General features: G+C 69.7%; 16 protein-coding genes. 8 read left to right on the top strand and 8 right to left on the bottom strand.

What is annotated here, in order from left to right; genetic code table 11:
• Positions 1-30: 30 nt before the first annotated feature.
• A complete protein-coding gene (locus AB0B61_RS00745) occupies positions 31-825 on the bottom strand; it encodes a hypothetical protein (RefSeq protein WP_358425825.1) in 795 nt (264 codons plus the stop codon).
• A 424-nt stretch (positions 826-1,249) separates the two neighbouring features.
• Between AB0B61_RS00745 and AB0B61_RS00740 the strand changes: the two genes are divergently transcribed.
• Together AB0B61_RS00740 and AB0B61_RS00735 are read left to right on the top strand one after the other, a co-directional pair.
• Positions 1,250-2,404: a transposase gene (locus AB0B61_RS00740; RefSeq protein WP_358425822.1), complete on the top strand. Its 1,155-nt coding sequence runs from the start codon at positions 1,250-1,252 to the stop codon at positions 2,402-2,404.
• Between the two features lie 231 nt (positions 2,405-2,635).
• Entirely contained in the window at positions 2,636-2,920 is a 285-nt protein-coding gene (locus AB0B61_RS00735; protein WP_358425819.1) for a hypothetical protein, read from the top strand.
• Between the two features lie 187 nt (positions 2,921-3,107).
• Here the strand turns inward: AB0B61_RS00735 and AB0B61_RS00730 are convergent, their stop codons facing one another.
• Positions 3,108-5,174, bottom strand: a complete 2,067-nt coding sequence (locus AB0B61_RS00730; protein WP_358425816.1) for a cellulase family glycosylhydrolase — start codon at positions 5,172-5,174, stop codon at positions 3,108-3,110.
• A 728-nt stretch (positions 5,175-5,902) separates the two neighbouring features.
• Between AB0B61_RS00730 and AB0B61_RS00725 the strand changes: the two genes are divergently transcribed.
• Positions 5,903-8,827: a BTAD domain-containing putative transcriptional regulator gene (locus tag AB0B61_RS00725; RefSeq protein WP_358425813.1), complete on the top strand. Its 2,925-nt coding sequence runs from the start codon at positions 5,903-5,905 to the stop codon at positions 8,825-8,827.
• Here AB0B61_RS00725 and AB0B61_RS00720 read toward each other — a convergent pair.
• Positions 8,816-11,095 (bottom strand): hypothetical protein, encoded by a 2,280-nt coding sequence (locus tag AB0B61_RS00720; protein ID WP_358425810.1) that lies wholly within the window; start codon positions 11,093-11,095, stop codon positions 8,816-8,818. The genes AB0B61_RS00725 and AB0B61_RS00720 overlap by 12 nt on opposite strands.
• A 296-nt stretch (positions 11,096-11,391) precedes the next feature.
• Here AB0B61_RS00720 and AB0B61_RS00715 point away from each other — a divergent pair, with 296 nt between their 5' ends.
• A complete protein-coding gene (locus tag AB0B61_RS00715) occupies positions 11,392-12,189 on the top strand; it encodes a hypothetical protein (RefSeq protein ID WP_358425808.1) in 798 nt (265 codons plus the stop codon).
• Positions 12,190-12,240: 51 nt separating this feature from the next.
• Here AB0B61_RS00715 and AB0B61_RS00710 read toward each other — a convergent pair whose 3' ends face one another.
• The 4 genes from AB0B61_RS00710 to AB0B61_RS00695 all read right to left on the bottom strand — a co-directional run bounded on the left by AB0B61_RS00710 (position 12,241) and on the right by AB0B61_RS00695 (position 17,795).
• Positions 12,241-13,854: an AbfB domain-containing protein gene (locus tag AB0B61_RS00710; protein ID WP_358425805.1), complete on the bottom strand. Its 1,614-nt coding sequence runs from the start codon at positions 13,852-13,854 to the stop codon at positions 12,241-12,243.
• A 69-nt stretch (positions 13,855-13,923) separates the two neighbouring features.
• Positions 13,924-15,717 (bottom strand): sigma-70 family RNA polymerase sigma factor, encoded by a 1,794-nt coding sequence (locus AB0B61_RS00705; RefSeq protein ID WP_358425802.1) that lies wholly within the window; start codon positions 15,715-15,717, stop codon positions 13,924-13,926.
• Positions 15,718-15,918: 201 nt separating this feature from the next.
• On the bottom strand, positions 15,919-16,578 hold the full coding sequence (locus AB0B61_RS00700) for a response regulator transcription factor (RefSeq protein WP_358425799.1): 660 nt from the start codon (positions 16,576-16,578) through the stop codon (positions 15,919-15,921).
• Positions 16,575-17,795, bottom strand: a complete 1,221-nt coding sequence (locus tag AB0B61_RS00695) for a histidine kinase (RefSeq protein ID WP_358425796.1) — start codon at positions 17,793-17,795, stop codon at positions 16,575-16,577. Before AB0B61_RS00695 ends, AB0B61_RS00700 begins: the two co-directional genes overlap by 4 nt.
• Positions 17,796-17,979: 184 nt before the next feature.
• Here AB0B61_RS00695 and AB0B61_RS00690 point away from each other — a divergent pair, with 184 nt between their 5' ends.
• From AB0B61_RS00690 to AB0B61_RS00675, 4 genes are all read left to right on the top strand, one after another.
• A complete protein-coding gene (locus tag AB0B61_RS00690; RefSeq protein WP_358425794.1) occupies positions 17,980-18,672 on the top strand; it encodes a hypothetical protein in 693 nt (230 codons plus the stop codon).
• Between the two features lie 150 nt (positions 18,673-18,822).
• Positions 18,823-19,848: a permease gene (locus AB0B61_RS00685; RefSeq protein ID WP_358425791.1), complete on the top strand. Its 1,026-nt coding sequence runs from the start codon at positions 18,823-18,825 to the stop codon at positions 19,846-19,848.
• Positions 19,845-20,549: a TIGR03943 family protein gene (locus AB0B61_RS00680; RefSeq protein WP_358425789.1), complete on the top strand. Its 705-nt coding sequence runs from the start codon at positions 19,845-19,847 to the stop codon at positions 20,547-20,549. Before AB0B61_RS00685 ends, AB0B61_RS00680 begins: the two co-directional genes overlap by 4 nt.
• A gap of 219 nt (positions 20,550-20,768) precedes the next feature.
• The gene (locus AB0B61_RS00675) at positions 20,769-24,110 is read left to right on the top strand and encodes a S8 family serine peptidase (RefSeq protein ID WP_358425786.1); all 3,342 of its coding nucleotides are present in this window, start codon (positions 20,769-20,771) and stop codon (positions 24,108-24,110) included.
• 87 nt (positions 24,111-24,197) lie between these two features.
• Here AB0B61_RS00675 and AB0B61_RS00670 read toward each other — a convergent pair whose 3' ends face one another.
• Positions 24,198-25,202 (bottom strand): methyltransferase, encoded by a 1,005-nt coding sequence (locus tag AB0B61_RS00670; protein ID WP_358425783.1) that lies wholly within the window; start codon positions 25,200-25,202, stop codon positions 24,198-24,200.
• Positions 25,203-25,224 lie beyond the last annotated feature (22 nt).

The following is a 25,224-nucleotide window of genomic DNA, read 5'->3' as shown; positions in this document are numbered from 1 at the left end:
GCCGTCAGACGTCGCCTTTAGATGCGGCCTCTAGATGTCGTCGGCCTTCCAGTGGGTCAAGCCGTAGGTTTCCGCGATGGGGCGCCACGCCTCGACGAATCGGGCCTTCGCCGTCTGGGCGTCGCCCGATTTGTCGAGGCCGCGCTGGTAGTCGGGATCCTGGGCGATGGGTCCGGTGCAGCCCTTCGCCAGGTGGCGCCGGGCCCAGGTGAGGAAGGCGGCGTCGGCGGAGTAGGAGGCGTGGAGCGCGGCCACGAGGGACTCCTTGAGCGCGGGGCCTTCCGGCAGGGCGGTCAGGTCGAGCGCCTGGGCCATGGTCAGCTGATCGCGCCGGTTGACGGTGATGTTCTGGATGGCGTTCACGCCGCCCCGCTCGCATTTGCTCGCGCGGGCGATGGCCCCCGACAGGCCGGCGCGGATCGAGTGGCTGTTGGTCAGCAGATCATCCAGACCGGTGGCCTGCCGGGCGGCCTGGTCGGTGTCGGCCGCCGGTGATCCGGTGCCGGTCGCCGGTGCTGAGGTCGCGCCGGTGGCATCGGTGAGCACGGGCACCTCGTCCTGCCGCGCCTGGGTGTCTCCTTCACCGGAGGGCCAGGGGTGACCGGAGGCGAGCCACCAGACCAGCCCGAGGGCGAGCGCCGGCAGGATCAGGCCGAGGAAGACCAGCGACGTCCAGGGGCGCGGCCGATCCCAGGGGTCCCATTCCCCACCGTCCGCCCGCGCCGGTGGCTCCGCGAGGGCCGCTCCACACCTCGGGCACCGGTCGAGGTTCCCGGCGTCGGCCCCGCATCGCCCACAAAGGCGGCCGGAGCCCGATTCATCCACCAATGCACCTCTCCCTAATCAATCCCGAAAAGCCAGGACAAATGCTTTATTGCTGATTCGTCGCGTCGACGACCGCCCGCATTACCGAAAGAAGACTATTTGATAACGAGCCGCTCTTGAGATATTCGCCCACTATAGGCTCACCGCCACGCACGAATGAGCGGGAGAGTACAACACTTGTGGTACGCGACGTCCCGATTTCCGGTTTTTTCGCCACCAGCTGTTTCATAGCCCTTTGAGCACATTCGAATGGTTGGCAACCCTCATCCCAATGAGCACCTCATGACACAACTTCGCGATGAAAACCAAGTGGGCGCGGAGGAGGGAAACGCAGTGCATTCCGGTCCGGATTTCACTGTGTCCGGCCATAACTCAACTGTAGAATCGAGGCCGTGCAGCTGCGTTACTGCTTCCGCTTGGACCCGTGCGTCGCCATGCCCACGCCGAGGGGCTGCCGTTCATCACCAATGGAGAGCTTTCCAAGCAGGTCATCACCCAGGCCAAACAACGTCCCGATCGGGCGTGGCTGGGTGAGGTGTCGGCGGTGGTGCTCCAGCAGGCCCTCGCGGACGCCTGCGTGGCCTACCGCAACTTCTTCGCCAGTTTGTCCGGCAAACGTCAGGGGGCGAAAATCGGCCCGCCCCGGCTGCGTTCCCGTAAGGACAACCGGCAGGCGATCCGGTTCACCAGGAACGCCCAGTTCACGATCACGACAGGCGGGAAACTGTCCCTGCCGAAGATCGGTGACATCAAGGTGCGCTGGTCACGCCGCCTGCCGTCCGATCCGTCCAGTGTGACGGTGATCAAAGACGCGGCGGGCCGGTACTTCGCCTCGTTCGTGGTCGTCGTCGCCGAACGGCCGTTGCCCCGTATCGAGGCTGAGACCGGTATCGATCTGGGGTTGGGGCATTTCGCGGTGCTGGCCGATGGCCGGAAAGTCGACTCGCCCCGGTTTCTGCGTCGGGCGGAGAAGAAGCTCAAGCGCCTTCAGAAGGTGTTGTCGCGTAAGGAGAAGGGTTCGGCGAACCGGGTCAAGGCCCGGATCAAGGTCGCCAAGCAGCATGCGAAGGTCGCCGATGCGCGCCGGGAGTTCCACCATCAGACCTCCATGCGGATAGTTCGCGAGAACCAAGCGATCTATGTGGAGGACCTGGCGGTCAAGGGGCTGGCCCGTACGCGGCTGGCCAAGAGCGTGCACGATGCGGGCTGGTCGGCGTTCGTGGGCATGCTGGCGTACAAGGCGAAACTCTACGGTCGCACGTTCGCCCGGATCGACCGGTTCCATCCCTCCTCCAAGCTCTGCTCGGCGTGCGGGAACCTGGCGCAGGTGATGCCGCTGAGCGTGCGGGAGTGGGTGTGCGCCTGTGGCGTGAGGCATGACCGGGATGTGAATGCCGCGATCAACATCTTGGCCGCCGGGAGGCGGCAGGTCGCCGCTGGACGGAAACCCGACCCTGAGATGGGCGGGAAGCGGAGACCCCAAACGCCTGTGGAGGCAGGTAAGACCCCACGCCCAGCGCGCAAGCGCCAGGCACGGGGCACGGCCGACGAAGCAGGAAGCCACCGAAATGCCGCATGACACCATGCGGCACAGGCGGAATCTCCGGGATGCATCCCAGGGAGCGCGTCAAACGCAGTTCGTGGTCACCTCGTTGTCCATGGGCCCGGGCGGGACGATCAACGGCCCGATCGTCTTCGGCGAGCACGCGTCGGCGTCCTATGGCCAGGCACATGACTCGCTGGGAGGCTTCGATAGGCACGGAATACGGCCTGCACATCACCGGTGGCCAGGTCAAATCGCCCCATCGCGATGGGTAAGCACGCCCGCGCCACCGTCAACCACCTCGGCTCGCCGGCGCCTGGTACGGCCGCACAGCTCCTGGACCAGCTGGAGAGACTGCTCGGCGAGCACGAGTCGGTCGTGGACGAGCCGGGCAAGGCGCGCCGGGACGCGGCCGACGTCCGGCGGGAGCTGGCCGAGCCGGAGCCGGACCGGTCGCGCATCCTCGACGCCCTGAAGCGGCTCTCGCTCAGGGCGGGCGAGGTGTCGGTCATCGTCGAGGTCATCGGGAAGATTCGCGACCTGTTCTCCTAGGTCCACCGAGGGTTTCGTCACCCGACCGTCTCGGTCCCTGTGACGGTCCGTGGTGGCTGGGGTCCCTTCGGGGAGAGAAGGAAGGCGGTCCGTCGCGGCTGGAGCCCCACGGTGGGACCCCCTCCGGGGGAGCGGAAGAAGACGGGCCGTCGTGGGTGTCCGGTCCAGGGGCGGACACCCACGTGGGTCAGAAGTCGTCGGGGGTGCGGATTCGGTCGCGGACCCACACGCCGGCTGCCTTGAGGCGAGAAGTGCCGGTGAAGGGGCCGTTGGGGCAGGTGCCCTCGGTGAAGACAGCGCCGGAGCGTTCGTCGTCCGAGTAGTTCCAGTTCGTCCAGCTGATCTTCTTCTGGGCCATCAGGTCCAGGTACTGCTGCGACCTCGTGAAGTTGTTCGACCCGTCGCCGGAGGAGGTCTGGGTGCCGAACTCGGTGACGAACATCGGGATCTTGTCAGCGGCCCTCGACAGGGTGTTGAGGTATTCGGTGCCGTGGGAGGCCGCGTAGAAGTGGAAGGTGTACATGATGTTGGTCGCGTTGACCGGGTTGTTGACGACCTCGGTCTCGCTCGCGCCGTCGGAGACGCCGAGGGAGGACCAGGCGCGGGTGCCGACCAGGATCGGGGTTTCGGGGTCGTACTGCCTGATGACGGGGATGAGTTGCTGGGCGTAGTTCCTGATCGTGGACCAGGAGACGCCACTGGGCTCGTTGGCGATCTCGTAGAGCAGGTTGTTCTTGCCGTTGTGCCGTTGGGCGATCTCGGTGAAGAACGTCTTGGCGCGGGCCAGGTTGTAGTTGGGGTCGCCGGGGGTGAGCATGTGCCAGTCGACGATCGCGTACATGCCTCTGGCCGTCGCCTGCTCGATCAGGTTGTGCACCCGGTCGGTGAACAGCCGCGGGTTGGTCTCGTAGCCGTCCTCCTGGATGTACATGGAGATGCGCAGCACGTCGGCCTTCCAGTCGTCGGCCAGCGCGTTCAGTGACGCGGTGTTGAGGCACTGGTAGTACCACTGCAGGCCGTGCGAGCTCATGCCGCGCAGCTGGATCTCCTTGCCGTGCTCGTTGCAGAGCCTGACCCCGCAGACGTGCAGTTGGCCGTTGGCCGCGACGGGGGTGCCGGTGCCGCCCGCCTGGGTGGTGGCCGTAACGGCGGCGCTGCGGTCCGACTCGTTGTCCGACGGGTCGCGGGCGGTGACCGTATAGGTGTGCGTGCTGCTGGGCGCCAGGCCGGTGATCTGGGCGGTGGCGGCCGTTACGGTGGCCACGACGGTGTCGCCCTCGCGTACGCGGTAATCCTTGATGGTGCCGCTGTTGTCCGTGGCGGCGTCCCAGGCGAGCGTGATGGAGGCGGACGTGGTGCCCGTGGCGCGCGGGTTGCCCGGCACGGACGGCTTCTCGGTGTCAGGTGGTCCGATGACTGAGGCGCTCAGCCGGTCGAGGTTCGGCCCGCCGTTCGCGGTGGTGGACGTGGCGCGGACGGTGTTGGCGCCCGCGCTCAACGCGGCCGCGACCGTGACCTCCTGCCAGGTCGTCCAGGCGCCGGTGCCGGGGAAGTCCCGGTTCACGGTCGTGCCGTTGACCGCGATGGCCATCGGGCGGTTGACCGTGGTGCCGTTGGCGAAGCGCAGGGCCAGTGTGGCGTTGCCCGCGGTGGCCGCGTTCACGGTGAACTCGACGTACGAGCCGACGACGTTGTCGAGGTTGACGAAGCCCGTGCCGGTGTACCCGGCGTGGTTCGACTCGACCACGCCCTGCGAGATCGTGGCGTTCTCCGCCTGGTAGTCGTTCGACGGCGCGGCCACGTCGGCGTCGATGTAGTCGAGGTTGGGCCCGCCGTTGGCGGTCGTCGCCGTGGCCCTGACGGTGTTGGCGCCCGCGTTGACCGGCGCGGTGATCGTGACGTCCTGCCAGGTCGTCCAGTCGCCGGTGCTCGGGAAGTCCCGGTTGACCGTGGTGCCGTTGACCGCGATGGCCATCGGGCGGTTGACCGTGGTGCCGTTGGCGAAACGCAGCGTGATCGAGGCGGTGCCCGCGCTCGGGGCGTTGATCGTGGTCTCGACGTAGCTGCCGGTCAGGTTGTCGTAGTTGACGAATCCTGTCCCGCTGAATCCGGCATGGTTGGACTCGACCACGCCCTGCGAGATCGTGGCGTTCTCCGCCTCGTATCGGGTGGGAGCCGCGGCCTGGGCGGGGGTGACGGGTAAGAGGGCGGCGGCGAGCGCGGCCAGCGCGACGAGCCGGATGGATCGGTGCATCGGGGGGTGCTCCTACTCGTTTTATTAGGAAAGTTAACTAACGAGTAATCTGGAGCGTAGATCGGAGGTCTTCCGGCAAGCAAGACCCAAATCTGACCAGCTCGGTCAGACCCGGGTCTTGCTCGCCGAAGGCCGCGTCCCGGCCGGTGGGTGCGCCGGCGGCGGCCAGGACGCGGTCCCTGTTACCAGGGGGCGGTGCAGATCGCCCGGCTGCCGGGCACGCCCCTCGGTGCCCCGCAGGCGCGGAACCGCAGGTTCGGGTCGCTCGATGTGCGCGCGGCGGGGGTGGTCACGATGTCCCCGTCCCAACGCGCCTCGAACGGACCGCAGTAGCCCCAGGTACGGCCCCCTGCCGTCACGGACATGGGCGCGGCCGACGCGCTCGCGCGGGCATGAGGGCGCCGGCGAATAGGACAGCTGACACCGCAGCCACCCCGAGATGTCTTTTCTGCATGTTTCTCCCCCTGGTCTACGTGAAATTCCTGACCCCTTGTCGTCATCACGGTAAACAGCGGCCCTGTCAAAAGGCTGACGTCATCCTTTCGGCAACCTGTCGCCCCAGCGCGGTGCGGCCGTATTAAGGATGGCTATGAAGTAGCACTCCGGGCAGGATGTATTCCGGTACGCGCGGAAACCGTCCTTCCTTGCTGCATGGTGGAGAGTGCGAACAGGTGATCGTGTCATTGGGGATGGCGCGCACCGTCGGGAGATCGCGGAAAGGTCCACGGATGGAAACGGGTACGGGGATCCGGTTCAGTGTGCTGGGACCACTGGAGATAACACGGGGCGGCCGGCCGGTACGGCTCTCGGCGGCCAAGCAGCGCATCGCGCTGGCGACGCTGCTGGTGAACGCCAACCACCACGTACCGCCCGACAAACTCATCGAGTACGTGTGGGGCGACGACGCGCCCAAGCAGGCGCGCGCGGCCCTGCACACCCAGATGACCAGGCTGCGCCGGGCACTGGACGACGGCGCCGGCGGGCGGCCGCTGATCGAGACCATGGGGGCGGGATACCTCCTACGGGCCGACGCCGACACCCTCGACGTCGAGCGGTTCCGCGAGCTCGCCGAGCAGGCGACGCGGGCGGCCGGGGCGGGCGACCAGCCGGGAGAGTCCGGCCTGCTGCGCGAGGCGCTCGGGTTGTGGCGGGGACCGGTGCTGGTCGACGTGGCGTCGGAGTCGCTGCATCGCGATGAGGTGCCCCGGCTGGGAGAGGAGCGGATGCGGCTGCTGGAGCGCTGGTTCGACCTCGGGCTGCGGACCGGCCGCCACGAGGAGATCATCGCGGACCTCAAGGCCGCCACCGCCGAGCATCCGCTGCGCGAGCGCCTGTGGGAACAACTGGTGCTGGCCCTCCATCTCGCCGAGCGCCGAGCCGAAGCGCTCGAGGTCTACCGCCACGTCGCCGCCCTGCTGCGCGAGGAGCTCGGCATCGATCCCGGCAGTGAGCTGCGGCGTCTCCAGCAGGCCGTACTGAACGGCATTTCCCTGACGACGGCGCCCGCCGAACCCGAGACCCCTCCCCCGGCCTCGGTGCCGCGCCAGCTGCCGTCCGACCTGGCCCGGTTCACCGGTCGCCACGCGGACCTGGCGAAGCTGTACGACTTACTTCCGGAAGAGGGAGAGCACCGGCCCATCGTCATCGCGGCGATCGGTGGCGCGGGCGGGGTCGGCAAGACCGCGCTGGCCGTGCACTGGGCCCACCAGGTGCGGGAGCGCTTCCCCGACGGGCAGCTGCACATCGACCTGCGCGGGTTCGGCCCCGGCGAGCCGATGGCGCCCGCCACCGCCCTGGAGATGATGCTGCGGTCCCTCAACGTGCCCGCCGACCAGATCCCCACGGCGGTCGAGGCCCGCTCCGCGCTGCTGCGCAGCACGCTGGCCGGGCGCCGGGTGCTGGTGCTGCTGGACAATGCCCGCAATACGGCCCAGGTACGACCCCTGCTCCCCGGGTCGGACTGTCTGGTGCTGGTGACCAGCCGTACCCGCCTGGCCGGGCTGGCCGTACACGATGACGCGCGGCACGTCTTCCTGCGCAGGCTGCGTGACCACGAGTCGCACTCGCTGCTGGGCAAGATCCTCGGTGCCGGGCGCGTGTCCGACGAGGCCGCGGCCGCGGCCGAGCTGGCCCGGCTGTGCGCCCACCTTCCGCTGGCGCTGGCGATCAGCGCCGAGCACGTGACCCGGCGGTCCGGCGCGCGGCTGGCGGACCTGGTCGCCCAGCTGCGCGACGAGCGGTCCCGCCTCGACCTGCTCGACGTGGACGACGATCCGCAGATGAGCCTGCGGGCGGTGTTCTCGTGGTCGTACCAGGCGCTGGACCCGCGGGCCGCGCGGGCGTTCCGGCTGCTCAGCCTGCACAGCGGGACGGAGTTCGGGGTCGGCGCCGCCGCGGCGCTGATCGGGGTCCCGCCCGCCGAGGCACGGCGGCTGGCCGAGATCCTGACCGACCGGTGCCTGCTGGAGACGGGCGGCGTCGAGCGGTATCGCATGCACGACCTGATGCGCGTCTACGCCGGCGAACGGGTCGAGGCCGAGGAGTCCGACGCCGACCGGCTGGCCGCGGTCAAGCGCCTGCTGTCGTGGTACCTGCACACCGTCGACCAGGCCGACCAGGTGCTCAACCCGCAGCATCAGGGCCTCCCGCTCCCGCCGCTGGAGCCGTCGTGCGAGCCGTACACCTTCTCTGGCTACGACGACGCGCTGTGCTGGCTCCAGACCGAGCACGCCAACCTCATGGCCGCCGTACGGCGGGCCTTCACCCTCGGCCAGTACGGCGTGGCATGGCAGCTGCCGTGCGCGCTGTGGAGCTTCTTCAACCTGCGCAAGCACTGGGACTCCTGGATCTCCAGCAACGAGATCGGCCTGGAGGCCGCACTGCTACTGGGCGACGCGCACGCCGAGGCCACGATCCGCACCAGCCTCGCGCTGGGTCACTGGGACCACCGGCAGTTCAAGGACGCGCTCCCGCACGCCGAGATCGCGCTGGCGCTCCAGCGTGATCTCGGCGACCGCTGGGGCCAGGGCAACGCGCTGAACACGCTCGGCATGGTGCACCGGGACCTGGACGCGGCGGAGGCCGCCGTCGTGTGCCACCGAGAGGCGCTGGCCATCTTCACCGACCTCGGCTATCACTGGGGGCAGGCCATCGCCTCGGCCGGGCTCGGCCGGGCACTGCTCGCTCTCGGCCAGCCGCGTACGGCGCTGCAGCACCATCTGTCCGCACTCGCCGCCTTCCGCGCGATCGACAATCTCTGGGGCGAGGGCATCGCGCTGACCGACATGTGCATCACATACGCCGCGCTGGGCGACCACGAGGAGACGATCCGCTGGTGCTTCCGCTCGCTCGACCGCAGCCGGGAGATCGGCGACTGCAACACCGAGGCCCGCACCCTGCACATCCTCGGCCAGGCCCTGGCGGCGACCGGCTGCCCGGTGCTGGCCGTCGAGACCTGGCGGAGGTCCCTGACCATCTTCGACCACCTGGCCGACAGCCAGGCGGCACAGGTGCGCGCCAGCATCGCCGAGGTGGAGGCGGACGCCGGCTTCTCCACGGAATCCCTGCTCGAACCGGAGAAGGCCTGGCTCTCGGAGATCACCTCCTCATCCCGCATCTTCTCCTCATCCCGCGTCGCCTCCTCATCCCGCTGAGCCCTGAGGGCTCCACCGGCTCAGTACGGATCGCGCGAAGACGGTGAGGTAATGGGTCTCGCCATAGATCCGGGCCGCGTCCTCGGCCGCCCGCGCACAGCGCCGCAAAGCGGCTTCGGGGTCGCCGAGCCTGCCGAGCTGGTGCGCCAGGATGACCTCACCGGCGAGAACATGCGCGTCACCCGCGCCGAACGTACTCCGGCCCACCTCCAGGGCCCATTCGGCGAGCTCTCTGGCCCGCTCGTGGTCTCCCGGCCCGTCCAACCGGCCGCCCACCCACCAGGCCAGGTTGGTGAACAGCGTGATGGCGCCCCAGCCATCTAGCGTCCCCTCTTGGAGCGCACGCTCACCCAGCTCGTCGAGCCAGGCGACGGCATCGGCGTCGAGCCGCGGGTCACCGATCTCCTCGAGAGTGGCCTCGATGTTGTCCAGGGTGTCGGCGATCTCGCCGTTACCGATCGCGACCTTGTCGGCGGCGAGCTCCCGCCAGAGCTCCACCGCCCGGCGGGGATTCCCGCCCCACCGGGTCCAGACCGCGATCTCGAACCGCCCACCGAACACGATGTCGCTGTCCGCCCCGTACACCCGCGTACCGACCTCGACGAGCTCCTCCGCCAGCGCGAGCGCCTCTTCCTCGCGGCCCACCGCGCCGACCTGGCGGGCCAGCGTCAGGCGGCAGAGCAACGTCTGCTGATGCTCCGCGCCCAGGAGCCGTTCGCTCTCTTCCACCGCCGACCGCGCGAGGTCGAGCGCCCGGGCGGGCTCTCCGCTCTCGTGAAAGCGCGCCCCGATCCACCAGGCCACCCGGTCGCGAAGGGCGATCACCTCCTCCGGCGGGGCTCCGCTCTCGGACGCCCTGGCCAGGGCTCGTTCCAGCCAGCTCACCACGTCCTCGTCGCGACCGGCCGAACTCATCATGTAGGCGAAGTCCAGCGCGGCCTCGAAAAGCCCCGCGTCGAACGCCTGGTGAAGGGCGCGCTCGGCGATATCCATCCGGCTCCGGAAATATGCCGACCAGCCGACCTCCACGACATCACCCGCGGTGACGAAGGAGACGACCGCCTCCCAGATCTCTCCCGGCACCTCGGACAGGCCTCGAGCCTCGTCCAGGGCGTCGGCCAGATAATCGAACGCCACATACTGCTCGTCCTCGGCCGGAACCAGCAGGCTGCTGGTCGAGTGCAGCGGTTGCGTCGCCCAGTCCAGCGCCTGCTCCCACGTTTCCGGGCGAACACCGGCCCGCAGGTAGCCCTCGTGCAACTCGCGCAGGAACGACAGCGGCACCGGCCGCTGCACCCCCGCCCGCCGTACGTCGACCGCCGCACTCACCAGCGCGGCGCCGCGCGGCCGGCCCTCCGGCCAGGAGCCTTGAGCGTCCAGCCATTCCTGGAACAGCTGCGGGCCGGCGGCCAGATACTGGCTCACGCCGTACTGTTCGCCATGCGCGAGCGCCTGCCGGATCCGGTGATCGTCGACGTCGGCCGCCGCCCGCCGCTCGTCCGGCGACCACAGGCGCTCGATCCGGATCTCCAGCGCCTGCTTCAGCACGGCTCCCGCCAGCCGGTGCGCCTGCCGTTCACTGTCGCTCAGGCCCGGGCTCGACCGAGGGCTGTAGCGAGCCCGCTCGTGCGATCTCATCGTGGCCAGGACCACGCAATGACGGTCAGGGGCGGCGATCAGCGGGCTGACCATCTCCGCCGTCAGGCCGTCCACGCCCAGGTACAGGTCCAGCTCGTCCAGCCAGACGACGCTCTTGCTCCGGCGCCGCGCCAGGTCCAGGGCCTGCGGCAGGTCCGGCTTGCCCACCGGGCGGATGAACGTGTGGTCCGGCAGGCAGGCGCGCATCGCCTCGTAGGCGGCTCTGGTCTTGCCGGCCGTCGACTCGCCCACGACCAGGACGAACCTGCTCACGGCCAGCGCCCGCTCCAGGTCGTCGCTCCGGTCGCGGCGGGTGTACGGCGGGCATCGGTCGATTGTGCCGTCGGGCCCGGTCAGCGGGGGCGCCAGGTGGACCCCGATGCTGAGCGGGTCTTCGATGTCACGCACCTGGGGCGGCTTCCCCCGTTCGCCGGTGTACAGCTGCGGCCGCGTGGCCGCGTTCCGGTCGATCGCCCGCTCGGCTCGTACGGTGAGCACCGCGGCCCCGCCGCTGACCGCCCCCACCAGCACGGAGCCGACCAGCGCGGGCATGGACGAAGCCAGGAGTGAGACGACCGCGCTCGCCATCGCCGCGAGCACCAGGAGCCACCAGCCGCGCAGCCACCTCATATGCCTGCCGCCCTCCGTCGCCCCATGCGCATAGTGCAGCAGAGTATGACTCAGATGTACATGATCTTACATGGGAATCGGCGCGATATATGACGGCGAACGCCTCCCGATTACGGCGTTCCATTCCGTTCCATTCAGTTCCATCGTCGGGATGAAATTCGGCCCCGCAGCCCCGCCATCAGGCAATATGCAGAATGATCCACGCCATAAAGAATATGTGACTTTTTACCTGTCCCAGGACGGTGCGCATTCTCTTTAATTGCGGCACAACCCCTTCAGAGAGGTGTGCACCACACATGCGAAAGATTCTGTCCATCCTGGCGTTGGCCGCGGCCATGGCCGGTGTTCAAGCGGTCTTCGCCTTACCGTCCCGCGCGGACACCCTGGCGAGCCTCTTCACCGGCAATCTCATCGTGTCGGCGGCCCAGGGCAAGGTGAACAACATCACCATCTCCACCGACGCCCTCGGCAACGTACTGGTCAGTGACACCGGGGACGTCATGCGCGCCGACGGAGGCGACTGCACCCGGGTCACCGCCAACCAGGTGCGGTGCCAGGGCGTCACCGTCGTCCGGGTCTTCGCCGGCGACCTGGACGACACCATCACCAACAACTCCGCGGTCAGCACGCAGCTGTTCGGCGAAGCGGGCCGAGACACCTTCAGGGGTGGCAGCGGCTCCGACGGCATCACCGGCGGCACGGGCGACGACACCGCGTTCGGCAACGGCGGTGACGACTTCTTCCAGGCCGACGCCATCGACGGCAAGGACAGCTTCTCCGGTGGCGCGGGCTCGGACCTGGCGGCGTACAACAACCGGGGCACCGCCCAGACCATCACTCTGGACGGGGTGGCCAACGACGGCACGGCCGGCGAGGGCGACAACCTGGGCAGCGACGTGGAGCGAGTCTTCAGCGGTGCGGGCTCCGACCACATCACCGGAAACGCCGCGGCCAACGAGATCCGGGGCGGCAACGGCGACGACGTCATCAACGCCGTCGACGGGATCGGCGGCAACGACACCATCAGCGCCGACGGCGGCACCGACACGTGCGACTCCGACAGAGGCGACACCGAGCTCAACTGCGAGATCTGACGAAAGGTGCCCGGGCGGCGCGCTCACACCGCCGCCGCCCGGGCACTCGGGTCAGGCGGTCGGCTTGAAGGAGCTGTCGCCGCGGAACAGCGTCGTGTCCTCTGCCTTGTCCAGGCGGAGGGCGTTGTCGCGGTGGCGGACGAACCGGCCGGGGTAGTTGACCGACTCCAGCCGTACCGACCCGTCCACCGTGCCCTGGCGGGCGTGGAAGGTCGCGTCGCGCTTGAACAGCGCGGTGCCGTCGTTGGCGTCGAACCGGACCAGGAAGTCCTTGTGCCGCAGGTATCGGCCCGCGGAGTCGACGAAGGAGTATCCCTTGGCGTCGGACAGGCCGGGCACGACGCGCAGCGCGAGCGCGGTCGCCCCGATGCGGCCCACGGCGCCCGCGGCCTGGATGTACGCCTTCGGGTGATTGACCGACAGGAAGGCCCGCGAGACGCCCGTCGGCAGCAGCCCGCCCCCGCCCGTGGCCGTGGCCCGGGTGAAGGTCAGCGTGCCGAAGCCGAGGTGGTCGTACTTGCTGCCGCCGTAGTCCCCGCCTCCGCCTTCGGGGGCGAGCCGCTTGCCGTACGCCTCGATGTGGGGCACCGGCAGCCCGCGGCGGACCCCGTAGTGGTTGTTGAGCAGCGCCCAGACCGGATCGTTCATGCCGCGTCCCGCCGCGGAGACCTCCGTCTGCTCACGGGGTGCGCAGTTCTGTCCGGTCCCCCACTTGTACGTGGTGAACGGCACGCTCTCGCCGAGGTTGTACTTGGCGACGTACTGGGCGCCCTTCATGAACCGGTCGTCGGCGTGGCCGTACAGGTCGATGCCCTGGTTCCAGGCCATCTCGCACAGCACACCCATCAGCCCGATGCCCAGGCTGGCATGGCCCTGGTCGCGGCCGCTCTCCTGCCACTGGCCGAGGCCGCCGGGGTGGAGGAACGGCACCGCGTTCATGATGGCGCCGTTGCCCTTGCCGTGCTTGAAGTACTCCACGGCCTGGTCGACCTTGGCCTGGTCGTCGCAGAGGATACCGATGGCCAGGATGGAGGCCATGGCGCACAGGTCCCAGTTGGCCCAGTAGTTGGTGATGCAGGCGTCGTTGTGCCCCCGTAGGAACCGGTCGTTCAGCGGGTAGAAGACGGTGAGCATCATCTTCTTGAAGCGGCCGAGGTCGAAACCGGGATAGCCGCGCATGATCTCGCCGACGTTGGCCAGCTGCCAGCCCTGGATGCCGGCCGCGAGGAAGCGGTCGGCGTTGCCCGTCACCGCCTTCAGCGCGGCCGACCAGGCGTTGAGGATGTCGCGGGCGGCGTCGCCGTGGGCCCTGTCGCCACTGATCTTCCAGCGCAGCGCGTTCTGGTAGGCGGCGGCCACGTCGATGGCGAGCTGCACGTGATTCGCCCCCGTGCCACCTCTGACGACCGTCTCCACCGGGCGGGCCTTCCAGGTGCTCTTGGAGCGGCTGTTGGCCACCAGCTTGTCCCAGCCCGCCTTCCACGGCTGGGCTCCGGCGTTCACCTGGGCCCGCATCCGGTCGAAATCCGGCTGCGTGTGCAGCATGCCGGGGTGCCTGAGCGCCGCGGCCGAGGCGCCGGCGGGCAGGGCGGGGAGTACGGCGGCGCCCGCGCCCACGGTCACGGCCGCCTTCAGCAGGCTCCGGCGGGAGGGCTGCGTGGTCATGGAAGTCCTTTCCCAGGGGTCACTCTTGTCGCAGGAGACGGAACCGCCTGTCCGGTGATAACAGAAATCTCAGGGTGAGACCCGGCTGCGCTGAGGCACCGTCGCGGGGTCGGCGGGCCGCGCCCTGGTGACGTACTGCGGGACGGGGGCGCGGTCGTCACCGGTGTCGCGGGTCAGGCCGTAGCGGACGATTCCCCTGGCGGGGTCGAGCCCGGTGGAGATGTCCCGCCAGACCTCGCTCCAGGTCCGGGGCGCCACGTTGAGGTCGATGTCCGTGCCGCTCTCGTTGTTGTGGACGGTGACCTGGCCGTCCAGGTAGTAGAACTCGTTCTGCCACATCTGCTGCTGACCGGGGGGCAGCCGTACGAAGCCGGTCTCGGGAGCGCCCATCCAGGTGACGCCCGGCGCCTGCTCGTCGTCCATCCGCCGCCCACCGCCGGACGCGACGTGGAACAGTCTGCCCTTCAGCCCGGTCCAGGTGGCGGCCCGGAAGTCGCCGATCCGGCTGCGGTAGAGGATGCCCCAGCGGACCTCGACGTAGCCCTTGCCGGTGATGGTGATGTAGTCGCCCCGGTGCGTCATCTGGGGGGCGCCGCCATACCTGGAGTAGCCGTGCTTCCCGCCGATGGCCAGCGTGCCCGCCGCGCGCCGGGGCAGCGGGGCGGGACGCCGAGCCTTGGGCGGCGCCTGGTCCACCGTGTCGACGGTGCGCCCGTACAGGCCCGCCGGACGGCTCCGCGTCTGCGTCGGCTTCGGCGTCGGCTTCGGCGTCGGCTTCGGCGTCGGCTTCGGCTTCCGCGAAGGGCGCGGGGAGGAGGCGGGCACGGAGGTGGCGATCGCCTGCGCGGCCCGCCCGCGCGGCGGCTCAGGTTGGAGGTTGTGGACGATCACCGCGCCACCGGCGATCAGCGCGGCGCCGGCTGCGGCGATCGCGACGGGCTTGGCCGCCAGCGAGGAACCCACCGCGCCGGCCGCCACCTTCCCCTTCGCCACCAGGCCGCCCTTCACCACCAGGCCGCCCTTCACCACCAGGCCGCCCTTCAGCGTTGGTACGGCTGCCGTCCGCGCCATCTCCAGCAGGCCCACCGCGAACCCCGCCGGGACGGCCACCAGGCCCAGCCCCGCCAGCAGCCGGTCGGCCGGAACCAGGTCTGTCAGACGATCCGCGCAGGTCCGGCACTCGCGCACGTGCCGCGACAGCCGCTTGCGCCACAGGGGTGACGGCGTGCCCGTCCAGCCGTCGGCCACGTACGCCAGCCCGGCGCAGCGAGGATAGGCCGAGAGCGCCCGCACCACCGCGCGGGCCGACTCCAGCCGCCGTTTGACCCGCTGCACGCGGACGGCCGCGTGTCTCTCGTTCAGGTCCAGGCCGGCGGCCAACTCCGCCCGGGTGAGCTCGTTCGCGGCCTCCAGCCACCACAGCGTGAGCACCTCGCGGTCGTCGGTGTCGAGCCAGCGACTGGCCTCCACCGTCTCCTTGCGCTGCCCGGACAGGCCGAGCCGGGTGACGGTGAGAGCAGCGAAGTCGGCACTGGCGTCGGCCATGCCCAGCGCCTCGTCGAGGGCGGCGGTGTTGGTGGTGGTGGCGGCGGTGGCCCGCCGCCACTCCCGCACCTGGTTCAGGGCGATGGCGACCAGCCAGGATCGGAAGCTCCTGGGATCGCGCAGTCCGGACAACCCGGTCACGACCCTGGCCATGGTCTCCTGCACGACGTCGTCCACGTCCGGGTGGCCGTTCATGGCGCGGCCGGCGATGTTGTACACGAGCCGCAGATGACTCCGCACCAGCTCGTCGACCGCTCTGTGATCGCCCGCCCCGGCCGCCAGCACCGTTTCGACCTCGTACGTCGGCCGCGCGTACATCCATCACCCCGATCCGGAGCTCCGATGCTCCGACCAGGAGACGGGAACATCACCACTGAGATAACACAAAACACCATTTTGTCGCTTATATGCCTGTTGGTGGAGTGGTGCGCACGATGAGGTCGTGGACATGCGACGAGGTGAGTGGTGGTGTGGGTGTCGCCGGGCAGCGCTGTCGTGCTCGGACAGGAGCGTCGTGGGTCAGTTACCGGCGCGGATGAGGCCGTGTTCGTAGGCGTACACGACGGCCTGGACGCGGTCGCGGAGGGCGAGTTTGGTGAGCATCCGGGCGACGTGGGTCTTGACGGTGGCTTCGCTGACGTACAGACGGGCCGCGATCTCCGCGTTGGACAGGCCGCGCGCGACCAGGTGCAGGACCTCGAGCTCGCGTGCGGTCAAGCTGGCGACCTGCGGTGGCGGCGGGAGTGGCGCGGGTGTGCGGGCGAACTCCTCGATCACCCGCCGGGTGACGGCCGGGTCGAGCAACCCCGCGCCGGAGGCGACGACGCGGATGGCGTGGACGAGGTCTTCCGGGGGCGCGTTCTTGAGCAGGAAGCCACTCGCCCCCGCCCGAAGCGCCTCGTAGACGTAGGAGTCGATGTCGAAGGTGGTCAGGACGATGACGCGGGTCGGCGGCGGGGTGTCGGCGAAGAGGCGTTGGGTGGCCTGGATGCCGTCCAGCCTGGGCATGCGGATGTCCATGAGTGTCACGTCCGGGCGGAGCCTGCGTGCCGCGGTCACCGCGCCGAACCCGTCATCGGCCTCGCCCACCACCTGGATGTCGGGCTCCGCCGAGATGATCAGGCGCAGCCCGGCGCGGATCATCTGCTGGTCGTCGGCCAGAAGCACGCGGATCGTCATGAGCCCTGCCCGGACTGCCCGAACTGCCCGGACTGACCGGTCAGCCGGAGGACGGCGGTGACACGGTAGCCGCAGCCCGGCTGCGGACCGGCCTCCAGCGTCCCGTCGTAGAGCGCGACCCGTTCGCGCATCCCGACAAGTCCGTGGCCGCTCCAAGGCGTCGGCCCGTCGGCCGGTGGTGACCTGCTGTCCGTCTGTGCTGACCTGCCGTCCGCCTGCGGTGGCCTGCCATCGTCGAGGACATCCAGGCGTAGCGTCTTGTCGCCGTAGTGGATCACGCAGTCGATCCGGGTGGCGTCGGCATGCTTGCCCACGTTGGTGATCGCCTCCTGCAAGATCCGGTACGCCGACAGGTCGATGCTGGGCGGCAGCGGTAAGGGAGTGCCCTCAACCCGCAGCTCGGCCCTCAGGCCGCCCGCCCGGAGCGGTTCGAGCAGGTCACCGACGTCGGCCAGCCGTGGCAGGGAGGTGTGCGACACGGGTGCGTCCGGTTCGCGGAGCAGGGCGAGGAGCCGGTGCATCTCGGTCAGCGCTTGACGCCCGGTCTGCTCGGCCACCAGGAGCGCCTCCCGCTCGGCCTGCTGTTCGGGCCGCAGGAGCCGGCGGATCCCGCCGACGTGCAGCGCCATCGCCGCCATGCTGTTGGCCACCACGTCGTGCAGCTCGCGGGCGATCCGGGCGCGCTCCTGGTTGACCGCGGCCGCCGCCCGCCAGTCGGCTTCGCGCTTGATCTGCGCGGCCCGCTGTTCGGACAGCTCGGCGCGGATTTGTCTGATGCTCACCGCGTGACCGGCCAGCCAGACACCCGTCACGAACACACCCGCGTAGAGCAGGTCGGCGGGCGAGGGTCCCTTCTCGATCAGCACCGCCACCGCGACCAGGCCCAGTGACACGGGCAGGACCGCCATGGGGTGCCGCGCGTGGAAGGCCGCCGAGAAGATCGCGATGACCAGGGCGAACAGCGTCGAGAAGCCGCTGTTGGAGTCCACGCCGAGCGCGGCCTGGACGATCTGGCCGCCGAACACGATCACCAGCACCGCCGTCGGGGCCCGTCTGCGCCATGCCAGTGCCAGGCCCGTCACCAGCACGGTGGCGGCCACCGCCGGCCGGGAGCCGCCCACGACGGTGCCGGACCACACCTCCGCCTGGGCGAGGCCGGCGATGCCCAGCGCCAGGAGCACGTCGCGCCGGTGCGGCGATGCGGTAAGCCTGACCATGGGTTGACGATAAGCCTGCGGGGAGCTGCGGCGAGTCAGCCTGGGGGACGACGTTTTCAGGTGCGGCCGTCATCCCGTGGGCGGACCCGGATCGAGCCGTACTGCCGACGACCGCGGTGGCGTCCCGGCAGGACATTGAGGCGTCGGCCGCCATCGAGACGGTCGCGACCACGGGAGGGACATCATGTCCGCTTTCTCCGACGCCCGGCGTCTCCGCCGCGTCGCGGCGGGGCTCAGCCTGATCGGCTTCGGCACGCTGCTGGTAGCCCAAGACCCACTCGACCCGACCGGCGGAACCGGTTTCTACGGCGCCGCGGTCGGCCGGCCGGGACTGATGACCGCCTCGGCGCTGACGCTGCTGGCATCGGCGGTGCTCACCGTGCCCGCGATCGGCGGCATCGTCCACCAGGCTCGCGACCGCGGCTCACTGCTCGCCCACCTGGGGGGACTGTGCACCCTGCTCGGCGCGCTGGGACACATGGGACTCGCCACGGTGTACCTCGTCATGCGGTCACTGGCCGGCGGCGATCCGGCACAGATGCGGGCCTTCGAGGACAGGCTCAACGCCGACCCGGCGCTCGTGATCTTCTTCGTCCTGCTGACCAGCTTCGGCATCGGCATAGCGCTGCTGGCCTGGGCGGCCTGGCGAGCCGGGCTGATCGGCTGGTGGGCCCCGGCGCTGATCACCGCCGTCGTGATCGTACACAACGTGTTACCCGATGACCCGCCGGCCGCGGTGGAGCTCGCCGCGCTCGGCGCGATCGCGGTGGTGTTCGGCCGGCTGGGCGTACGCACCCTCAGGCTGTCCGACACCGACTGGGACGTCACCGCCATGCCCGCACCACGACCGGCCGCGGCGACCCCCACTGTCACCTGAACGTCCGAACCTGAGCGCCTTGGGCGAGGGGGGCTCCCCGGGACGGTGGCAACCGGGCACCCCTGGTTTCGGTCTCCGGCAAGGACATCGCGGAACCCGCTAATCTACTGCTCGCGTGTCATCAGGACCGAGCGCTGGGCAGGGAGGGCGATGACACAGGGAACCCCGCTGGATTGGCCCGAGGCGGAAGATCGTCTCCCACCGGACTCGTGGGGGCGCGGACCTGCCCGTCAGTCGTTGCTGCCGTGGTCGTTCGTCGGCCTGATCGCGCTGCTGGTGGCGGGCCGGTTCCTGCTGGCGCCCCACCTCACGGCTCCGGCGCTGCAGACGTGGGCCACCATCTTCGTGGCAGTGTGTGTGCAGGCGCTGCCGTTCCTGGTGTTCGGGGTGGCGTTGTCGGCAGCCATCACCGCGTTCGTGCCCGCCTCGTTCTGGACCAGGGCCCTGCCGCGTCAGACCTACGCGGCGGTGCCGGTGGCCGGGGTGGCGGGCGCGGTGCTGCCCGGGTGCGAATGCGCCTCGGTGCCGGTGGCCTCGGGGCTGATGGCGCGTGGTGTGGCGCCCGCCGCGGCGCTGGCGTTCCTGCTCGCCTCGCCGGCGATCAACCCGGTTGTGCTGGTGGCCACGGCGGTGGCCTTTCCCGGCGACCCGGCGATGGTGGTCGCGCGGTTCGGCGCCTCGCTGGCCGTGGCCGTGCTGGCCGGCTGGATCTGGGCGCGGTTCGGGCGCACCGAGTGGCTGCCGGTGCCCCGCCGTACCACGGCGCCCGGGCCTGGCAAATGGGGCGCGTTCGTGGACGCGATGTGCCACGACCTGCTGCATACCGGCGGGTTCCTGGTCATCGGCGGGCTGACCGCGGCGACGCTCAACGTGGTGGTCCCCCGCTCGTGGCTCACCTCCGTGGCCGGGATTCCGGTGGTGTCCGTGCTGGTGCTGGCGCTGCTGGCGGTGCTGTTGTCGATCTGCTCGGAGGCCGACGCGTTCGTGGCCGCCTCCCTGACCGCCTTCTCGCCCACGGCCAAGCTCGCCTTCCTGGTGGTGGGGCCGATGGTCGACCTGAAACTGATCGCGTTGCAGGCGGGTACGTTCGGGCGGCCCTTCACCTGGCGCTTCGTGCCCCTCACGCTGACGCTGGCGATCGGCGTCAGCTTCGTCACCGGATGGGTGCTGCTGTGAAACGCCAGACGCAGAGCCTGATGCTGCTGATCCTCGGCGGGGCGCTGCTGAACATCTCCGCCTTCTCCACCACGTACGTCAACTACGTCAAACCGGGTTTCCGGCCGTTACTCGTCGGAGCCGGGGTGGTGCTGGCGACCCTCGCCCTGGTGTCCCTGGTCAGGCAGTGGCGCGGGCAGGCTGATGGGCACGACCACGGTCACGACCACGGGCCACGGGTGGCGTGGCTGCTGGCCGTGCCGGTGTTCGCCATCGTGCTGATCGCACCTCCCGCGCTGGGCTCGTTCGCGGCAGGCGGCGAGGACGACGCGCCCGCGCCGCGCCCGCCCGCCCCCGCGGCCTTTCGTGAGCTCTCCGACGGCGCGCCCCGGCTGGCGCTCGGCGAGTTCATCGGGCGCGCCTACGACCCCGCCGGCACGTCGCTCGCGGGCCGGCAGGTCAAGCTGACCGGCTTCGTGGTGCCGTCGAAGAAGAAGAATCTCTGGTACGTCACCAGGATGCAGATGAGTTGCTGCGCCGCCGACGCCCTCGCCTTGAAGGTGGCGGTCCGGGGCGTACCGGCTCCGAGGGAGAACTCCTGGGTACAGGTCACCGGCTCATGGATCCCGTGGAAGGGCAAGATCCCCAACGGCTACGTGATCCCTGACATGACCGCCACCGACGTAGTGAAGATCGATCAACCGGCGGAGCCGTACGAATAGCCAAATTGCCCGCCGGATTATGGCAACTCGGTGGGGTTCTCGGCCGCGTGATCGCTGGTTACACTCCGGTCGGTACCGAGCCGCCCCACGGGGCGGCTCATACAGCTTGTCACCCACCGGGGAGGGTTCAGTGATCTCTCCGGTGTGCCTCGACGCGGGGTGACCTGATGCCTCCTTGGCGGCGTGGTGAGTCCATGCAGCCTCGATGAGGAGGATCTTGTGTTATCCAGTCCCCGCTTATCCCGCGCGCGGCGGCTCGCGTTGGTGGTCATCGGCCTGAGCATGGTGGCGGTGATGAGCCCGGCAGCGGCGCGGGCCACCCCCACGCCTTCTCCCGCGAACGGGAAGTGGCAGGCCACCCCCGTCACCGGCGCCCAGCTCGTCGAGGGCGCCAAGTCCCCGACGGGCAAGCTCGCCAAGAGTGACCAGGCGCTGTTGCGGACCACTTCGCCGGCGCCGATCAACATCATGGTCAAGCTGGACTACGACTCGCTCGCCGCCTATCGGGGCGGGCTGCCCGGTCTGCCGGGCACCAGTCCCGCCGTCACCGGCAAGGCCCTCGACACCAGGAGTGCCGAGGCCAAGAAGTACGGCCAGCACATCGAGAGTGTGGAGAAGGCGTTCCTGGACCAGCTGGCCGGCAAGGTTCCGGGGGCCGTGGTGGGCCAGCGGGTCAGGACCGTCTATGGCGGCATCGCGCTCCGGATCCCGGGCAACAAGGCGGCCGAGGTGTTGAAGCTGCCCGGCGCCGTCGCCGTACAGGAAGACAAGCCGCAGCAGCTCCTCACCGACTCCAGCCCGGAGTTCATCGGCGCCAACACCATCTACAACCAGCTCGGCGGCAGCAACTCCTCGGGCAAGGGCGTGATCGTGGGCGTGCTGGACTCCGGCGCCTGGCCCGAGCACCCCCAGTTCGCCGCCCCGACCGGCCTGCCCGCCCCGGGTCCGACCAAGGACGGCACGCCCCGGGTCTGCGACTTCGGCGACAACCCGCTGACCCCGGCCAGCGATCCCTTCACCTGCAACAACAAGCTGATCGGCGGACAGCCGTTCCTGGAGACCTACAACGCGGTCTTCGGCGGCGAGGTCTACCCCGACAGCGCCCGTGACTCCAACGGGCACGGCACCCACACCGCCACCACGTCGGCCGGCGGCCCGGTGGCCGACGCGAACCCGATGGGGATCAGCCGCGGCCCGATCCACGGCATCGCGCCCGCCGCCGAGGTCTCGGTCTACAAGGTGTGCGGCGCGGAGGGCTGCTTCCCGTCCGACTCGGCGCAGGCGGTGGCACGTGCCATTCTGGACGGCGTCCGGGTCATCAACTTCTCGATCTCCGGTGGCTCCGACCCCTACAGCGACCCGGTCGAGCTGGCCTTCCTCGACGCGTACGCGGCGGGCGTGCTGGTCTCGGCGTCGGCGGGCAACTCGGGGCCCGGCGCCAACACCACCGACCACCGCAGCCCTTGGGTGACCACGGTGGCCGCGTCCACGCAGACCAGAACGTTCCAGTCCACGATCACGCTGTCCGGCGGTGGCGCGACGGCGACGATCAAGGGCGCGTCCGTCACCTCGGGGCTCGCCTCGCCGCTGCCTGTGGTGCTGGCGTCCGCTCCGCCGTACTCCAACGCGCTGTGTGACACCCCGGCGCCGGCCGGGATCTTCACCGGGAAGATCGTCGCCTGCGAGCGCGGCCCGAACCGGGTGCTGAAGAGCTTCAACGTCAGGCAGGGCGGCGCCGCGGGGATGATCCTCTACAACGCCTTCCCGTTCGACGTCTTCACCGACGCCCACTGGGTCCCGTCGGTGCACGTCAACAAGCCCGAGACCGACGTACTCATGAGCTTCCTGTCCGCGCATCCGGGCGCGACGGCGTCGTTCACCCAGGGGGTCAAGGCCAGCTGGCAGGGCGACGTGATGACCTACTTCTCCTCGCGCGGACCCGGCGGGGACTTCCTCAAGCCGGACGTCACCGGGCCCGGCCTGCACATCCTGGCGGGCATGACCCCGACCCCCGAGTCACCGCTCGAAGGGCCGCCCGGCAACCTGTACCAGGTCATCCAGGGCACGTCCATGTCGGCGCCGCACGTGACCGGCTCGGCCGCGCTCGTGTTCGCCCTGCACCCGACCTGGACACCGGGACAGGTGAAGTCGGCTCTGGAGACCACGGCCAAGACCGCGGTCACCAAGCAGGACCGCGTCACCCCCGCTGACCCGTTCGACATGGGCGGCGGGCGCATCGACCTGACCAAGGCCGGTGACCCCGGGCTGACCCTGGACGAGAGCGCGGCCAACTTCATCGCCTCGGCCACCGACCCGCTCAACCGGATCGACCTCAACCTGCCCTCGGTGAACGCGCCGACCATGCCCGGCCTCATCACCGCCAAGCGCACGGTCACGAACACCACCAGCAAGTCGCTCACGTTCTCCGCCTCGGCCACGACGGTCAGCGGCGCCAACATCACGGTGCTGCCGGCGCGCTTCACCGTCGCGCCGGGCAAGAGCACGAAGCTGACGGTGGTCATCACCGCGCCGGATCTGCCCGACGGGCAGTACTTCGGCCAGGTGAACCTCAAGCAGGTCGGCGGCTCGCGTGCGCTGCACCTGCCGGTGGCCTTCTTCCGTCAGGAAGGCATCGTGCCGGTCGACCAGACCTGCGCGCCGGCCACCATTCCGCGGAACACCGGTGAGTCCACCTGCACGGTCACCGTGCAGAACAACAGCCTGTCCAGCGCCGAGGTGACCGCGCTGAGCACGCTCGACGCGCGCCTGCGGCTGAACAGCGTGACCGGCGCCACCAAGATCGGCACCCAGATCGCGACGGCCAAGGCGACACTGCCCGGCCGCCAGCCCGACAAGCCGACGATCGCGCCGGGTGCGGGTCCTGCCGGATATCTTCCGTTGGACGCCTTCGGCATCACCCCGACGCCGATCGGGGACGAGCAGGCGCTGAACTTCACGGTGCCCGCCTTCACCTTCGCCGGCAAGACCTACACCAGGATCGGCGTGGTCTCCAACGGCTACAGCGTCGCCGGCGGCACCAACGGCGCCGACGACATCGCCTTCCTCCCGCAGACGCTGCCCGACCCGGCGCGGCCGAACGCCGTGCTCGCCTCCTACTGGACCGACCTCGACGGCACCGGCGCCCCCGGCGTCTTCGCCGGGACGCTGACCGACGGCGTCAGCCGCTGGCTGGTACTGGAATGGCGGGTCCACACCTTCGGCACGAGCAGCCTCAAGGTGTTCCAGCAGTGGATCGGGCTCAACGGCGTGGAGGACATCAGCTACGCCTACGACCCGGGCAACCTGCCGGGCGACGCCCCCGCGGGCGCGGGACTGACCGTGGGCGCGGAGAACGATGAGGGTACGGCGGGCGACCAGATCTCCGGGCCGCCCACCCAGGACCTCGTGGTCACGAGCACACCCGGCGCGCCCGGTGGTGCCCTGACCTACTCGATGAAGATCAAGGGGGTCAGCCCGGGGGTCGGCAACGTGACGACGGCCACCTCGACCCCGCAGGTCAAGGGAATCACCGTCGAAGTGGACAAGATCACCGTCCAGTGACCTGACAGAGCCGCGGGCGGCCCGGCCGCCCGCGGCTCAACACACCTGGTGTCCGCCGTGCCGCATCCATCCGTGCCGCACTACGCGTCAGACGGGCCTGACCTCAAGGAGGCTCGCTCCCGCGGCCAGCTCGATGACCTCCGCCAACTCCAGGTCGGCCTGTGCGAACAGCGTCGCGTACTCCTCCCGGCTACGCTCACGGGCGCCGTTGAGGAGAGCCAGCATACGCAGATCGAGATCCTTGCCCACGTGCGGCGCGTCGTCGTCGGGCAGCACCGCCTCCAGCACCAGTACTCGCCCGCCGGGGTTCATCGCGCGGCGGACATTGCGCAGAATCCGCACGGCATCGCCATCACCCCAGTTGTGCAGGACACTGGCCAGCAGGTAGGCGTCCGCGCCCGCCGGCACCGAGGCGAAGAAGTCGCCGGCCACGGCCTCGGACCGGTCAGCCAGGCCCTCCGTGGCCAGCAGTTCTCTGGCCCCGTCCGCCACGTGGCCGAGATCGTAGAGGATGCCGCGCATGTCCGGATGGGAGTGCATGACCGTGGCCAGGATGTGGCCCCTGCCCCCGGCGACGTCCACCAGGGTGCCGACGCCCGCGAAGTCGTACTGCTTGACCAGGGCTTCCGTGAACGAGATGGCCCTGGCGGTCATGTAGGCATCGAAGATCCGCGCCGTATCCGGCTTTGTCGCTAGATATTCGTATACCTGGCCGTGCTTCGTGACGAATGCTGAGCTTCCAGTCCGCACCGTGTCCGGAAGCCTGCCCATCGCGTACCAGAAGCCGTCCTCGCCGATCATGCGAATCGAGGACCGGATCGAATCGGGGACGTCGGAGCGGAGCACGGTGCCCGCGTCGGTCAGGTCGTAGCCATCGGAGCCGGCTCTGCGGACGACCCCCATACTGACCAGCTCACGCAGGACCCGGCGGAGTGAGGGGGCGTGCGCCCCGCACCTCTTGGCCAGTTCCTCGGTGTCGAGCGGCCCGTCCGCCAATTGGTCGGCGACGCCCAGATCCGCCATCGTCAGTAAAGCCGCGAAACGCGAAATGCCGGCAACCGCCCCCCAGAGGAGGCTGTCGGAGTTTGACATATTTTCCTTCCATCACAAAAAG

This window comes from Nonomuraea sp. NPDC049158 (assembly GCF_040648335.1).
GTDB lineage: Bacteria > Actinomycetota > Actinomycetes > Streptosporangiales > Streptosporangiaceae > Nonomuraea.
This window is presented reverse-complemented; position numbering and strand designations above follow the sequence as displayed.